The 15,648-nt window shown below is 70.1% G+C and carries 8 protein-coding genes; all 8 read left to right on the top strand.

The genetic code is table 11. The features are described from left to right. Positions 1 to 412 precede the first annotated feature (412 nt). The 8 genes from JEK78_RS05810 (at position 413) to JEK78_RS05775 (ending at position 15,447) form a co-directional block, all read left to right on the top strand. Positions 413 to 1,744 (top strand): FAD-dependent monooxygenase, encoded by a 1,332-nt coding sequence (locus JEK78_RS05810; RefSeq protein ID WP_200263033.1) that lies wholly within the window; start codon positions 413 to 415, stop codon positions 1,742 to 1,744. Between the two features lie 435 nt (positions 1,745 to 2,179). Beyond that, positions 2,180 to 2,533: a DUF805 domain-containing protein gene (locus JEK78_RS05805; protein ID WP_200263032.1), complete on the top strand. Its 354-nt coding sequence runs from the start codon at positions 2,180 to 2,182 to the stop codon at positions 2,531 to 2,533. A 172-nt stretch (positions 2,534 to 2,705) separates the two neighbouring features. Further along, positions 2,706 to 4,070, top strand: coding sequence for an endonuclease domain-containing protein (locus JEK78_RS05800; RefSeq protein WP_200263031.1), 1,365 nt, complete (start codon positions 2,706 to 2,708; stop codon positions 4,068 to 4,070). Between the two features lie 463 nt (positions 4,071 to 4,533). Further along, positions 4,534 to 7,134, top strand: coding sequence for a DUF262 domain-containing protein (locus tag JEK78_RS05795; RefSeq protein ID WP_200263030.1), 2,601 nt, complete (start codon positions 4,534 to 4,536; stop codon positions 7,132 to 7,134). 486 nt (positions 7,135 to 7,620) lie between these two features. After that, entirely contained in the window at positions 7,621 to 8,619 is a 999-nt protein-coding gene (locus JEK78_RS05790) for a hypothetical protein (protein ID WP_242483278.1), read from the top strand. A gap of 350 nt (positions 8,620 to 8,969) precedes the next feature. Continuing rightward, the gene (locus JEK78_RS05785) at positions 8,970 to 10,964 is read left to right on the top strand and encodes a class I SAM-dependent DNA methyltransferase (protein ID WP_200263028.1); all 1,995 of its coding nucleotides are present in this window, start codon (positions 8,970 to 8,972) and stop codon (positions 10,962 to 10,964) included. Further along, the gene (locus JEK78_RS05780; protein WP_200263027.1) at positions 10,961 to 12,259 is read left to right on the top strand and encodes a restriction endonuclease subunit S; all 1,299 of its coding nucleotides are present in this window, start codon (positions 10,961 to 10,963) and stop codon (positions 12,257 to 12,259) included. Before JEK78_RS05785 ends, JEK78_RS05780 begins: the two co-directional genes overlap by 4 nt. After that, entirely contained in the window at positions 12,256 to 15,447 is a 3,192-nt protein-coding gene (locus tag JEK78_RS05775; protein WP_200263026.1) for a DEAD/DEAH box helicase family protein, read from the top strand. Before JEK78_RS05780 ends, JEK78_RS05775 begins: the two co-directional genes overlap by 4 nt. Positions 15,448 to 15,648: the final 201 nt, after the last annotated feature.

Below are 15,648 nucleotides of genomic sequence, written 5' to 3'. Positions count from 1 at the left end.
GGGCCCGGCCGGCCCGGGGAGCACCGGGGGTCCGACATTCCATCGGCGCGGTCGAGGGGGTGTCGGCTCAGGCCGGAGGGGCCGCGGCCCGTCCCGGCATCGCACGGTACCGGCGGACCACGTGTCGAGGGGCGGCGTCCTCGCCTGGAACGCCCGGCGGGGCGTGCGCGGTCCGACCGCGTCGACGCTCCGGCGCCGCCGCGCGACGCCTGCGGGACCTCGTGGCGGTCGACTGCCTGGTACGGACACATCAGGGCCGAACACCTGACAACAACTGCACTATCATTACGTAGAGTTGCTCATGCACACTGCCCAATTCGCCTAGACGGTGGCCCTGATGACGCCGTCGGCCGACGCGTGAGCCGCGCCCCTTCGCGTGGCTTCGGATCTACGCCTCCGAGGAGAGAACACCGTGGGGACAGCCGAGCGGAACCGCGTGATCGTCCTGGGCGCGAGCATGGCCGGTCTGCTGGCCGCGCGTGTGCTGGCTGACTCCTACGACGACGTGGTCGTGGTGGACCGGGACGAACTCGTCGACGACGACCTTCCCCGCAAGGGAGTGCCGCAGGGCGATCACGTGCACGCCCTGCTGACCCGTGGCCGGCACATCATCGAGGAACTGCTGCCGGGCATCACGGACGAGCTGATCTCCGGCGGGGCCGTGACGGGGGACGTCACCGGCAATGTCCGTTGGGTCATGGAGGGTCGGCGGATGCCGCAGCCCCATTCGGACATGCTGCTGGTGTCGATGAGCCGGCAGCACCTGGAGCAGCGGGTACGGGCCCGGGTACGGGCGCTGCCGAACGTGTCGCTTCTCCACCGGCACGACGTCACCGGTCTGCTGACGACGCGGGACCGGCGGACGGTCGTCGGGGTGTCGGTGGTGGGGGACGGCATCTCACGCGAGCTCACGGGCGATCTGGTGGTGGACGCCACCGGGCGGCGCTCGCGGACCCCGGCATGGCTGACCGAGCTGGGTTTCCCGAAGGTCGCGGAGGACCGGCAGCGGATCGGGGTCGGCTACACGACACAGTACTTCCGGCTGCCGCCGGACCGGATGGGCGCCGACGTCGCCATCGACGTGGTGGCGTCGCCGGAGACCGGGCGTGGCGCCATCTGCACCACCATCGAGGACGGACGCACGGCGGTGACGGCGTGCGGCTTCCTCGGCGACTACCCGCCCCGTGACCCGGAGGGGTTCCTCACGTTCCTGAAGTCGCTGTCGGGGTCGGACATCCACGACACGGTGAAGGGCCACGAGCCGCTGGGAGACCCGGTGGCATACCGCTTCCCTGCCAATCTGCGCCGCCGCTACGAGCGGATGCCCTCCTTTCCGGCCGGCCTCCTCGTCCTCGGCGACGCGGTGTGCAGCTTCAACCCGGTGTACGGGCAGGGCATGACGGTCGCAGCACTCGGTGCCATGGTGCTGCGCGGCCACGTGTCCCGGCCGGGCGTGCCGCGAGCCGAGGAGTACTTCGCCGACCTCGCGAAGGAGGCGGTCGACTCGGTGTGGTCGATGACGACCGGCGCCGACCTCGTCTTCCCGGTCGTCGAGGGCGAGCGCACCGAGAGGTGGCGGGAGCGGCAGGCGTACGTGGGCCGGCTCCTGGAGGCGGCCACACGTGATCACTCCCTGCTGACCGCTTACGCGCGGGTGGTCTTCCTGGTCGATCCGCCGGAGGCGCTCGGTGCCCCCGAGATTCGGGCGGCCGTCCAGGCGGCTTCCCCGTCACCTTCTCTCTGACGGTCCTGCCCGAGGGGACCGGCGATCTGTCGGAGTCCTGGCGAGGGCTACGAGCACGGTGAGGTGGAGTACGCGCCGCTTCGCCCGTAGCGGGTCCGACGTCGGCAGGTCCGAGCGCTCGCCGATCCCGGGCGTGAGTACGCAACGGTTCGAGATCGTTCCGGCCTCGAAGAAACGTCGATTCGGTCGCGCACACGTCTTTCGATCACCGATTGATGATCTTTCTTCGGCCCCCAAATCGCGAAATTCGGACATGGCTTCCTCGGTGAATGTGTGAAAGCGGGTGGATTGCGACGCTTGGGGTGCCCCCGGTCGCGGGGTGTCCGAGCGTGGACCCGAAGATCGATTGCCGTTGACGCGCACTTGTCAGATCCGTACGGTCTTCCACCGAGCCGGTCTCGCCGGTAGGAATTTCGCACCATTCTTGGGGAAAACATGCAGTGGTTCATCGAGGCCGTCAAGAAGTACGCCGTGTTCAGCGGGCGCGCACGCCGCAAGGAATACTGGATGTACTTCCTGGTCTACTTGGCCCTCGGTATCGTGCTGTCGATCGTGGACGCTCTCCTCGGCGTCAACATCCTGGTCCCGCTCTTGTGGCTGGGGCTGTTCCTGCCCAGCCTGGGCGTCACCGTCCGGCGTCTCCACGACACGGGCCGCTCGGGATGGTGGGTACTCATCACGATCGTCCCACTGGTCGGCACGATCGTGATGCTGGTCTTCACCTGCCTGGACGGCGACTCCGAGCCCAACAAGTACGGCCCCAACCCGAAGTCGCCCGTATACGCCTGACGAGACGTGCGGCGGCCGGGCCGTCCGGGATTCCCGGGCGGCCCGGCCGCATGACGCGCGCTCGCCGGAGACGCGCCCCGGTCCGTGCCCTTTGCCCGCGTCCGAGGGCGGTCCGTCCTCGCACCGCCCGGCAGGCGCGCCGACCACCCTCCGGCGCCGTTAGCCTGGGGGAGTGACGGAGCGTGCCAAGCCCGGCCGTGCGCACGGCCTGATCTCCTTGGAGGCGGCCGATGCCCTGTGGCCCGCCCTGACCTCGCGCGCCGCCCTGCCCACGTCCTCCGGAGCCCTGACCCGCCCTCCCGCCCACCCCCGGTCCGGGTACGTCCTGCTCGGGGGGCGCCTGGTGCCCACCACCGAGATCGACGACGGGCGATGGGGCGTCGCCGAGTCCGAGGTGCGGCGTGCCGCGGCGGAGTTGAACGCCCTCCGGGTGGACCGGCGTGACCTGGTCCGCGTCGGGCCCTTTCGCGGAACGTCGGCTCCCGACCGCGACACGGGAACGGCGCCGAGCTGGCGGCGGCGTGTCGCGACGGAGCTGCGGCGGACGCCCCCTCCCGGCCCCGCCCGGGGCCGTGCTTCCGACGGGCCGTCGAGCCACCTCGCCGGGGTCGAGTGGCGTCGGGTGCTCGTGGAGCGCGGGTGTGACGGGGCGCGGCCGACGTGGTGGCTGCCGCGCGCGCTGGTGCGGCTGCTCGACGCCGCCGAGCACGCCGAGACGCGGTGGCCGCGGACCGCGCGGGTGCGTGGGGCGGCGGCCGGCGAACGGCCCGCCCGACCGGCCCCGGGCGGACCCACCCCACGGCGGGCGGAGGACGGCGACGGCGCCGGTGCGGCGGGCCCCGCACGCCCCGCGACCCCGACTCCGCGCCCGTACACCAGGCAGTGGGAGGACCGGCGGTACTCGGTGCTCAGCAGGGAGCCCGGCATCGCCCTGAAGATCGCCGGGTGGTTGTGCGGTGTCTGCGGGGAGACGCCCGCCACCGTCCTCGACCACTGCCACGAACACGGATACGTCCGCGCCCCGGTCTGCCAGTCCTGCAACACGCGGGAACGCCCCGACCACCTCTACGCCACCGACGTCCGCGTGGCCGGTCGCTACACCCGCCTGTTCGGCAGCGACGCCGAGGTCTGGCTGCGCCACTGGCACCGCTGCACCGGCTGTCGCGCGCGCACGGTGCTCCCCCTCCCGCACCTCGCCGCCTGGACGGCTTTCGTCGACTGCCGGCCGCTGCGCCCGACCCATCGGGCCCCGCGCGGGAGGGAGCCCTGCGGAGCCCTGCGCGTGTCCTGGACGGGCAGTCACTACACGCCCGGATCCTGCCTGCTCACGGTCGTGGTCGACCGCTGCCCCTCGGGCGAGCACCGCGTCCTGGCCCGCGTCCGCTACCGCGACGCCGTCGAGCGGTTCGGCGCGTGGCTGGCCCAGACGGCCCCCGCCGTCGCCGAGGCGGCGGGCCCCGAGCGCACGGACGACCTTCCCGCCCGTCCCCGCCCCGTCGTGCCGGACACCGACGGGGACGGCCTCGCCCTGTTCTGAGACGCGCGCCCTGTTCTGAGACACGCGGGGCCCAGCCGGCGGCGCCAGGCACCACCCGGCGTTCCCGCGACCTCCCGACCTCCCGGCCGCCCGGTCGCCCGGTCGCCTCGGCCACCGGCTCGACGGGTGAACCGCACGACGTCTTGTCGCCCCCTCACCGGTGGTGTCGGAGCAGCGGGAACGCCGCCTGGCAGCGCGGGAGGACGCCGAGTCCGGGTTCCCCTCGATCAGCGGATCGCCCTCGACTTCGGGCGAGTCGTCATCGCGTCCGGTCCCTCGTCCGCGAACACGATGGGCGAGTGACGCCAGCGGTGCCGAGGAGTCCGCTCTCGGCCTGGCCGGTGAAGCCCTCTGCCCGGGAGTGCGCGGCGGTCGGGGTGGTCGTCGGCGGTTTCGCCGATCACCGCCCCCGGTGTCCGGCACAATGGCGGGCTCATGTGGCACGGACCGGGAGGGGACGTACGTGCACGCCCAGGAGACGACGTTCAGCAAGCTGGTTCACGGAGAGGTTCAGTTCCAGGTCCCGTTGTACCAGCGCACCTATACCTGGCAACGCGACGAGTTGCGGCAGTTGTGGGACGACGTCCAGGAACTCGTCGAGGATCGGTCGGAGGGCGCGGCCCCCGCGGCCCACTTCCTTGGGTCGGTGGTGCTGGCGCCGGAGAGGGTCGCCGCGGGCGGGATGCAGCGTTGGCTCGTCGTGGACGGACAGCAGCGGCTGACCACCTTGATGCTCGCCTTCACCGCCCTGCGCGACCGCCACCGGGCCCTGGGACGGGACCAGAAGGCGGACCGCATCCACGACCTGATCCTCGTCAACCGCTACCAGGAGGGGAAGGACCACTACCGGCTCCTGCCGACACAGGCCGACCGCGACGCGTTCGTCGCCTGCGTGGAGTCGCTGCCCACGGCCGGCGGCCCCGGCAACGTCGGAGGGGCGTACCGGTTCTTCCACGCCGCCTTGACCGTGGGGGAGGAGAGCGGCGGCGAGGAGTGGGTCGGTGCCGTCGAGTCGGTGCTCCGTGACTTCCTCTCCATCGTGTCGATCACGGCCGCCGAGGGCGACAACGTCTACCGGATCTTCGAGTCCATCAACAACACGGGTGTCGGCCTCAGCCAGAGCGACCTGTTGCGCAACTACCTTTTCATGTGCCTGCCCAAGCGCGGCGAGGCGGTGTACCGGAACCTGTGGCTCCCGATGCAGGAGTTGTTGGGACCCGCCCGGCTGGAACTCCTCGTCTGGCTGGACCTGGTCGTCGGTGGCGACCGACGGGCCAAGCAGAGCGACATCTACCGCGACCAGAAGAGGCGCCTGGAGCCGTTGAGCTCCGACGAGAAGGCCCTGGAGGCCGAGATCGCCCGGCTGAACGTCCGCGCCGCCCGTCTCATGCGCATCGTCGAACCGCACCGCGAGCACCACGCCGGCCTGCGGGAGGTGCTGGAACGGCTGTTCCGCTGGGGCGGCCAGACGCACTACCCTCTGGCACTGCTCGTGCTCGACCGCTTGGACGCCGGCGACTGCGCCCCCGAGGAAGCGGCCACGGCCATGGCCTATGCGGAGAGCTACATGGTCCGCCGGCTGTTCGCCGGCAGCTCCACCACCGGCAACAACCGCACCTTCATGGAGCTGCCCAAGGAGGTGGAGCGGGAACTGGAGGCCGGACGGCGGCTCCCCGACGCGGTCCGACGCGTACTGTCGGCGAAGACCGGGACCCGGCTCTGGCCGTCCGACGCCGTCGTCCGGGAAGCCATCCGCGACCGCCCGTTCTACAAGTCCGGCCGCGCCGGCCAACGCTTCGAGATTCTCCGCAGGTTCGAGGAGGGATACGGCGCGAGCGAACCGGTGGACTTCGCCAAGGCCAACCTCACCGTGGAGCACGTGCTCCCACAACGTCCCGCCCAGCAGTGGTTCGACCTCCTCGCCGAGGAGGCGGGGGAGACGGAGAGCCCGGAGGAGCTGCACGGCCGGCTGATCCACACCCTCGGCAACCTCACCCTCTCCGGTGACAACGCCCGCCTCTCCAACCACCCCTTCCACCGCAAGCAACAGATTCTCGACTCCAGCGCGCTGCGCATGAACCAGCGCATCGCCGACCAACACCGCTGGGGCAGAGCGGAGATCCTGTCCCGCTCCGCAGAACTCGCCGACCTGGCGGTCAAGTTGTGGCCGGGTCCGGTGGACGGGCCGGTCGACGCGTACACCGACGCCGAATGGACGGGTTGGGCCGAACTCCGACAGGCGCTGCTGACCATGCCGGCCGGCACCTGGACCACCTACGGCGACCTCGCCGCCCTGATCGGCACCTCCGCGATGGGCGTCGGGAGCCATGTGAGCGCCCGGCCCACCCTGCACGGGGCCTACCGTGTCCTGCTCGCCGACGGCAAGGTGTCCCCCGGCTTCCGGCCCCCGGCGGGGCGAGAAGGGTTCCCCGGGCCCCGCGAGGCCCTGGAGAGCGAGGGGGTCCCCTTCGACGAGGGAGGCCGAGCCCGGCGCTCCCACCGGCTCACCGCGGCGGATCTCGCCGCACTCGTCGGCAAGGACGACCACCAGCGGGAGGCCCCGGCGCGGCACACCGACACCGACGACGGGCAGACCGCGGCCCACCGCTTCGAGACGCTGCTCCGGGGCAACCAGACGCCCCACACCGCCGAAGGGGTGCTCGCCTCCCTCCGGTTCTGGGAGGGGCTGGGCGGCACCCTCAGGTACGGCCGGAAGCCGGAGACCAGTTGCTTCCCGACCCTGCGCCAGGGCTCCGACCCGGCCCGCTCGCTGTGGCCGTTCGGCCTCTACCCGGTCTCCGGCACCGTCGAGGTGGCCTTCGAGCACCTGAAGCGTCGCCCGCCCTTCGACGACGAGCTGTCCCGCCGCGAGCTGATGGCCCGCCTCAACCGCGTCGACGGCATCGACCTCGCCGAGGCCAAACTGGACCTGCGGCCCTCCTTCCCGCTGGAGGTCTTCGCCGAGCACGGCGAGGAGATCCGAGGGGTCCTGGAATGGTTCGCGCACACGGTCGCGCACGCCGACGCCCGCACTCCCCTCCCCGACACGGCCGGGCGAGCCTGACCGACGCCGCGGCCCGCGTCCAGCGCGCCGAAGGCACCCGGACGCGGACCCGTCGGGCGCGCCCGCCCCCCTCGCCGGGGCGCGCCCGCCCGCGTCCCGGTGCGGCGCGCCTCCCGTAAGAGAAACGGGTGAGAACCCACCGACCAAACCCCTCCCCGCCCCCGACCACGGGCCCGCGCGATCCCCGACCCCGGCTCCGCCCCGGGCTCCGACCCGGGGGCCCGACCGCGGTCCCCACCCACAGCCCCGCGATCGCTCCACGGCTTCTCACCCCACCCGTTCGGGTGACGGCCCGCCCCGGACCCGGGTGCCTGCGATACCGTCGGCCCCGACCGCCCCCACAACGCATTCGGCCCCCGGCAGGACGGCAATCCTGACGAGGGCCTGACCGATCAGGAAGAAGCAAGCTTCCCGATGGCTGACCCGCAGTCTAACGCGACCCCGCCCGCGCACCCCGAGATCCCCGCAGGCGCCCCGCCCTCCGGGGTGATCCATATCCGGCACCGGCACACCGACCGCTTCACGGTCGTCGGCAACCACCTCGCCCAGCACGCCGACCTCTCCGCCGCCGCGATCGGCCTCGCCGTCTTCATCCAGTCGCTGCCCGACGGCGTCTCCGTCACCGCGAAGGCCCTCGCCCTCCGCTTCCGCGAGGGCGAGACGACCGTCCGTCGGGCGCTCAACGAGCTGGAGCGCTTCGGATACCTCGCCCGCCCCCGCGTCCCCCTCGGCGGCGGCAGGTTCGCCACGCGGACGCTCGCCTACGACAACCCCGGCCGCGTGGCGTCACCGCCGCGTGGCCCGGTCCCCGCGCCCCCGCCCCCGCCCGCGTCGAAGGCGCCGGAGCCACCCCCGCAGGACCGGCCCGACCCCCGAGCCCGGCGCTCCGACACCCGCGCCCGCGCACACGCCCAGCCCCCGGCCGAGCCTCCGCCCCGCCCTCGGCCCCGGCCCGGAAGCGACGGTCGCCACCACCACCACCACCGACCGGCGGCAGAACGGCCCGCCCCCGACACCCGCCCCGTCGCCGCTCCTGACACCGCCCCCGGGCCCCGACCCGACGCCCGCTCCCTCCCTCGGCCCGACACGGCGCACCCACAGCCGCCCGCGCCCCCCACCGGCCGGGCCGGCGACCTCCTCGCCCGGCTCCGGCTCGCCGACGCCCGCCTGGCGCTCTCCGCCCTCGACGTCCGCCGGCTCGCCCCGGCCGTCGACACCTGGTTCGCCCGATCCGCCACGGCCGACCAGATCACCCGCACCCTCACCGCCGGGCTCCCCGCCGAACCCGAGCAGATCCGCCACCCGGCCCGGTTCCTGGAGTACCGGCTCACCCACCTCCTGCCGCCCCCGTTGCCCGCGGTGGAGCGTCGGGCGCGCCCCGCCCCGTTCGTCACCTGCGACGGTTGCGAGCGCGCCTTCCGCAGCCATGATCCCGGCCCGGAGGCACGGTGCGCCGAGTGCCGGGCGGAGCCGGTCGCCGCGTGACCCGGCCCTGGCCACCACCGGGAGGTGCCGTGACGTCCCGCCCCTCCCGGCCGCCGGTCCACGCCGCCCGGGATCGGTGTCGGACGCCTGCGGTAGCTTGGCCGGCGTGATCGCCCTGTTCATCGAAGAGGCCCGCCGCGAGGTCGGGCACCGGCGACGGCCTTCCGACACGTCGGCTCACGACCGGCATCGAGCCCGACGGCCGGCGCGTCGGCGCCCCGCTACCGGATCGGAGCCGTCGCCGGCCGTGCGCGGCTCGAACCGCACCCGGACCTCGTACCCGTGCGGCACACTCGTCCACACCCGCCCCCGTCGGGCGGGACGGCTCGAAAGGAAACCGGGGGAACCCCTTGAACAGCGGTAAGCACGCGGAGTTGGCGAACCACGCCTGGTCCGTCGCCGACCTCCTGCGCGGCGACTACAAGCAGTCCGACTACGGCAAGGTCATCCTGCCGTTCACGGTGCTGCGCCGGCTTGAGTGCGTCCTGGAACCGACCCGGGAGAAGGTCGTCGAGACCGTCGCCCGCTACCGGGACGAGGACGACATCGACCCCGGCTACTGGCTGCGCAAGGCCTCGGGGCACTCCTTCTACAACAGGAGTGCCCTGACCCTCAAGAAGATCGCCGCGGACCCGCAGAACGCGGCGACGCTGCTTCAGAAGTACGTGGGGGCGTTCTCGGACAACGCCCGCGAGGTGCTCGACAAGTACGAGTTCGCCCAGCAGATCAAGCGTCTCGACAGCGCGGACCTGCTCTACCAGGTCATCGGCAGGTTCACGGACCTGGACCTGCACCCGCGGACCGTGCCCAACCACAACATGGGCTACGTCTTCGAGGAGTTGATCCGGCGCTTCGCGGAGCAGTCCAACGAGACGGCGGGCGAGCACTTCACCCCCCGCGAGGTCATCAAGCTGATGGTCAATCTGCTGATCGCCCCCGACGGGGACGCGTTGCAGGTGCCGGGCGTGGTACGCACGGTGATGGACCCGGCGTGCGGCACCGGCGGCATGCTCTCGGCCGCCGAGGACCACATCCGCTCCCTGAACCCGGGGGCCACGGTGGAGGTGTACGGGCAGGAACTCAACCCCGAGTCCTGGGCCATCTGCCGATCCGACCTGATGATCAAGGGGCAGGACCCGGAGCACATCGCCTTCGGCAACTCCTTCAGCGACCCCGCGCACCGCCGCGACAAGTTCGACTACCTTCTGGCCAACCCGCCGTTCGGCGTGGAGTGGAAGAAGGTCAAGGACGAGGTCGAGTACGAGCACAAGCACATGGGCGAGGCCGGCCGCTTCGCCGCCGGGCTGCCCCGCATCAACGACGGCTCGCTCCTCTTCCTCCAGCACATGATCTCGATGATGAAGCCGGTGGACGCCAAGGGCGGTGGCGGCTCCCGCATCGCCATCGTCTTCAACGGCTCCCCGCTCTTCACCGGCGCCGCCGGATCCGGCGAGTCCGAGATCCGGCGCTGGATCCTGGAGAACGACTGGCTTGAAGCGATCGTCGCGCTCCCCGACCAGCTCTTCTACAACACCGGCATCTCCACCTACTTCTGGATCCTCACCAACCGCAAGTCCCCCGACCACAAGGGCAAGGTCGTCCTCCTCGACGCCCGGGACCAGTTCCAGAAGATGCGCAAGTCCCTCGGCGACAAGCGCAAGGAGCTGGGCGCGCCTCACATCAAGGCCATCACAGGGCTCTATGGGGAGGCCATCCAGGCCGCGGCCGACCCGGAACACGAACTCCACGGCAAGATCAAGGTCTTCGACAACACGGCCTTCGGCTACCAGCGCATCACGGTCGAGCGCCCCCTCAAACTCCGCTTCGAGGTCACGGAGGACACCCTGACCGCCCTGGCCTCGGCCAAGCCGGTCCAGAAGCTGCCGGACGCGGAGGGCTTCGTGACCGCCGTGCGCACTCTGCTCGGCTCGTCGTGGGTGACCAAGTCCGAAGCGCTGGTGGCCCTGAAGGACGCCGTCGTGGCGGCCGGCCTGCTCTGGCCCACGGGCGCGCCGTTCGCGAAGGCACTGCGGGAGGCGGTGGGCGTCCGCGACCCCGAGGGCGAGACGCAGAAAATCAAGGGCGAGTTCGAGCCGGACCCGGAACTGCGCGACTACGAAAACGTCCCGCTCGGCGAGGACGTCGAGGAGTACCTCAAGCGCGAGGTCCACCCACACGTCCCTGACGCCTGGATCGACCACGCGAAGACGAAGATCGGGTACGAGATCCCCTTCACGCGACACTTCTACGTGTACGAGCCGCCACGCCCGCTGGCCGAGATCGACGCGGAGTTGAAGGCGCTGGAAGCGGAGATTCAGGCGCTGTTGGGGGAGGTGACGGAGTGACCAGTGCAATCGCCTCTCTCCATGGCATGACGGCACTCAGAAGGTTCATTAATGAGATTGTCGATGGCCCATTTGGTAGCGCGCTCACAAGTAGCCACTACGCAGATGATGGGGCGCGTGTTATTCGCCTCGGAAATGTCGGTTCTTCCGCTTTCCGTGATGAGGATGCCGCGTTCATCTCGCTTGATTATTTTGGTGATTTGAAGCGGCATGAAGTGAAGCCGGGTGATCTGCTCATCGCTGGTCTCGGAGACGAGAATCATCCCGTGGGGAGGGCGTGCGTCGCTCCGGAAGGAATCAGCCCTGCCATCGTAAAGGCGGACTGCTTTCGTGCCCGTCTGGACGAGTCCCGGCTGACCCATCGCTATGCCGCCTGGGCATTGAGCTCGTCACTCGTGGCGCAGCAGGTGCGGACAATGGTACGCGGCTCGACGCGGCCGCGAATCAATCTTGAAGTAGCTCGTGAAATCACGATCCCAGCACCATCCATCGAAGAACAGCTTCGCATCGCCGACTTCCTCGACGCCGAGACCGCGCGTATCGATAGACTCGGCAGTCTTCAGCAGAATGTCCTTCGAAAGCTGGATGAGCGGGAAGCAGCTCAACTCGATTCGAGTATTGACGAACTCGTTGGGCGTCACGGTGTGGTGTCGCTGCGCCGGTTCCTCTTGGGCGTTGATCAAGGTATCAGTCCTCAATGTGAGGCGGTGCCGGCGGCCGACGGTGAATGGGGGGTTCTCAAGGTCAGCTGTCTAAGGCCTGGCCTGTTCATTCCCGCTGAGAACAAGAGGCTTCCGGCCGAAGTTGAACCCGAGCTGGCAAGTGAGGTGCGTGAAGGGGATTTGCTCATTGTTCGGGCGAACACTCCTCAGTTGGTCGGGTCAACCGCTGTTGTGCCTCGTGTTCGTGGGAAACTTCTCCTTTCGGATAAGATTTTCCGCGTTCGTTTGGACGGCAGGCTTAGTGCCGATTTCGTGGCAACCGTTGCGCGAGGGCGTCGAATCCGCGCCCTGTGTGCGGCCAGTTCGAATGGCGCTTCGCAGTCCATGGCGAACATTCGATTCGAAGAGGTCAAGGCGTGGCCAATTCCGGTGGCCAGTCTGGATGTGCAAGCAGACTTCGTGGCGTGGGTGTCGGAAAGTCGAGCTGCTCTTGACGAGCTGCGCCCTCGCATCGAACGTCAACTCGGCCTTCTGTCCGAGCGTCGCCAAGCCCTCATCACCGCCGCCGTCACCGGCCAGTTCGACGTCTCCACCGCCAGCGGACGCAACACCACGGAGGGAATCAGCGCATGAGCCCCGGCCCGGTCCACAGTGAGTCCGCGTTCGGCGACGCGATAGTCGCCGCCATGGTCCAGCGGGGGTGGCGGGAGGTGAGTCCCGACGGCTATCAGCCCGATCTCGCCCTGGACACCGGTGAGCTCTTCGGGTTCCTCCGGGAGACCCAGGCCGAGGAGTGGCACCAGCTCCGCACTGTCTACGGCGACCCCGCCGAGGCCGAGCGCGGCTTCGTCCGCCGTCTCGACCAGGCCATCGCCAACGATGGCCTGCTCCACGTCCTCCGCAACGGCGTCAAGGACCGAGGCGTCCGCCTCCGCGTCGCCTACTTCAGGCCGAACCTGGTACCCGACGCCTCCGTCCTGGACGGCTACCGCGCCAACCGCCTCACCGTCGCCCGCGAGCTGCGCTACGCCACCAAGCAGCTCGACTGGAGCCACCGCCTCGACTTGGCCCTGTTCCTCAACGGCATCCCCGTCGCCACCGCCGAGCTGAAGAACCCGCTCACCGGACAGGGTGTCGAGCGGGCCAAGGAGCAGTACCGGACCGACCGCGACCCCACCGAGCCGATCTTCACCCGCCGGGTCATCGCGAACTTCGCCGTTGACCCCGACCTGGTCTTCGTCGCGACCGCCCTGAAGGGCAAGGACACGCGCTTCCTGCCCTTCAACACCGGCTCCGAGGGCCCCGGCCGCCCCGGCGGCGCCGGCAACCCCGCGCCCACGGCGTACGGCCGGTACGCGACCTCCTACCTATGGGAACAGGTCTGGGAGCGGGACAACTGGCTGGACCTGCTCCAGCGCTTCGCGCACCAGCAGCGGACCCGCACCCCCGGCGGCGGCACCACCCGCACCACGATCTTCCCCCGCTACCACCAGTGGGACGCGGTCAGGAAGCTGACCGCGCACGCCGCCACCCACGGGGCCGGTCAGAACTACCTGATCATGGCCTCGGCCGGGTCGGGCAAGTCCAACACCATCGGATGGCTCGTCCACCGCCTCTCCGATCTGCACGCGGACAACGACCCCCGGACGCTGAACGGCGAGGCACTGGCCGCGGGGTTCATCAAGCCGGGCGCGCCCGTCTTCGACAAGATCGTTGTCATCACGGACCGGCGCAACCTCGACGCCCAGTTACGCGAGACGGTCGGCAGCTTCTCCCAGACGGACGGCCTGGTCGTCAAGATCGACGAGAAGCACGGGGCCAAGAGCGAGCAGCTCGCCCGCGCCCTCTCGCGCGACACCGGAAAAATCGTCACTGTCACCCTGCACTCGTTCCCCGCGCTGCTGGACTACCTCAAGCGCAACCCCACCGAGATCGACGGCACCACCTTCGCTATCGTCGTCGACGAGGCCCACTCCTCCCAGTCCGGCGAGGCGGCCACCTCCGTCCGCGCCGTCCTGCGCGAACTCGGTCTCGACTCCGACTCCGAGGAGGCGGGCGCGACCAGCGTCGCCGTCGCCGACAAGCTGAAGAAGAAGGCGTTGGAGCGGTCCCGGGCGGCGAACCTCTCCTACTTCGCCTTCACCGCCACGCCCAAGCCCAAGACCCTCGAACTCTTCGGCACCCCGGACCAGGTCGACGGCAAGACCGCCTACCGCCCCTTTCACACGTACTCCATGCGCCAGGCCATCGAGGAAGGCTTCATCCTCGACCCCCTGCGCAACTACGTCACATACGGCACCTACTGGAAACTGGTGAACCAGAACGCGGACGAACGCGAGGTGGACCCAGCCAAGGCCAACTCCCTGCTCGCCCGGTACGTCCTCACCCACGACTCGACCGTCTCGCAGCATGCCCAGGTGATAGTCGAACACTTCGTCACCCACACCAGGGGTCGGCTCGGCGGGCGCGCCAAGTCCATGGTCGTGACGGCGTCCCGGCAGTCCGCCGTTCAGATGGCCCGCGCCATCAAGAGCTACATCCAGGACCGCGACTACCACACCAGGTACCCGGACCTGGGGGTCCTGGTGGCCTTCTCCGGGTCTCTCACCATCGACGGTGAGGAGACCACCGAGTCCAAGGAGAACGGCGGCCTGTCCGAGACCGCCCTCCCCAAGGCGTTCGGCTACACGCGGGCCGATGACAAGGCGGTGAAGGACGGAGCCAAGGGGCAGCGGGAGTACCGGATCCTGGTCGTCGCCGAGAAGTACCAGACCGGCTTCGACCAGCCCTTGTTGACGACCATGTACGTCAACAAGAAGCTGACCGGCATCGCGGCCGTCCAGACCCTCTCGCGGCTCAACCGCATCGCCGACCGCAAGGCCCAGGCCGACCTCGCCGTCCTGGATTTCAGCAACGAGGCCGAGGACATCAGGGAGGCGTTCCGCCCCTACTTCGAGGAGGCCAACACCCTCCCCTCCGATCCGAACCTTCTCTACCTCGCACAGAGTCGGGTCATGGCCGCGCCGATCGTCTCCGAGACCGAGATGGACGACTTCGCCGCCGCCTGGTTCGAGGCGAAGGAGAAGGCCGGCGGGTCTCCGGCCAAGTGGGAGAAGCTGCACGCGGAGCTGTACCGCCTGCTCTCCCCGGCGGTCACCCGCTACGAGGCCCTCCGCGACAACGACGAGGACGAGGAGGACGTCAGGACCGCCGAGGACTTCCGCGCCGACCTACAGGACTACGTGCGCAAGTACGGATTCCTCGCCCAGATCGTCCCCTACCAGGACCCCGACCTGGAGCGACTCCACCTCTACGGCCGCCACCTCCTCAGCCGGTTGCGCGGGCGCACGGACGGAGGCGTGGACATCGGGCAAGTCGACCTCAGTCACCTGCGCGTCCAGCGGACCGGGGAGCACGACGTCTCCCTGGCCCCGGAAGGGCCCGCGATGATGCCCGGCTTCGGCGAGGGAAGGGGCGGCGCCAAGGAGGCGGAGAAGTCCCTTCTGTCCGAACTGATCGACCAGTTCAACGCCAAGTTCGGCACGGACTTCACCGAACAGGACGTGATCCGGCCCTTCGAGGAGGCCAAGGCGGACCCCAAGGTCCGCGCCGCGGCCGTCGTCAACGACGAGGACAACTTCGGCAAGGTCTTCGACCGGGTCTTCGAGGACAAGATGGCCGACCACGTCGACTCCGTCGCCGGCCTCGGCCGCCAGTACTTCGGGGCGGACCGAGGGTTCAAGTCCAGTCTGGACCGCAGCGCCCGTCGTGCCGCCTGGCGGATGATCCGCCGCGAGGAGAACGTGGACGACGGGACGTAGTTCGGCCTCGGTGTGGAACGGGGCCCCGTCCACCTCACGGTGCCCCTCCCGTGTCAGGCCGTACGGTCGGCCGCCAACTCCACCAGCCCGGACCACGCCCGGGGGTTCATCCGCACGACGGACGCTTGGCGGTAGCGAGAACGCGGACGACGGAGCGAGTCGCCCTGGGTGTCACGCCGGTAGGGGCCTCGTGCGTCGCGC

The organism is Streptomyces sp. HSG2 (assembly GCF_016598575.1).
GTDB lineage: Bacteria > Actinomycetota > Actinomycetes > Streptomycetales > Streptomycetaceae > Streptomyces.
Note: the sequence above shows the minus strand (reverse complement) of the source record. Positions and strands in the feature narration are given on the sequence as shown.

Excerpts from the sequence above, each read along its gene's own strand:
- JEK78_RS05805 (WP_200263032.1), top strand. The coding sequence starts at position 2,180 with ATGCAGTGGTTCATCGAGGCCGTCAAGAAGTACGCCGTGTTCAGCGGG.
- JEK78_RS05775 (WP_200263026.1), top strand. The coding sequence starts at position 12,256 with ATGAGCCCCGGCCCGGTCCACAGTGAGTCCGCGTTCGGCGACGCGATA.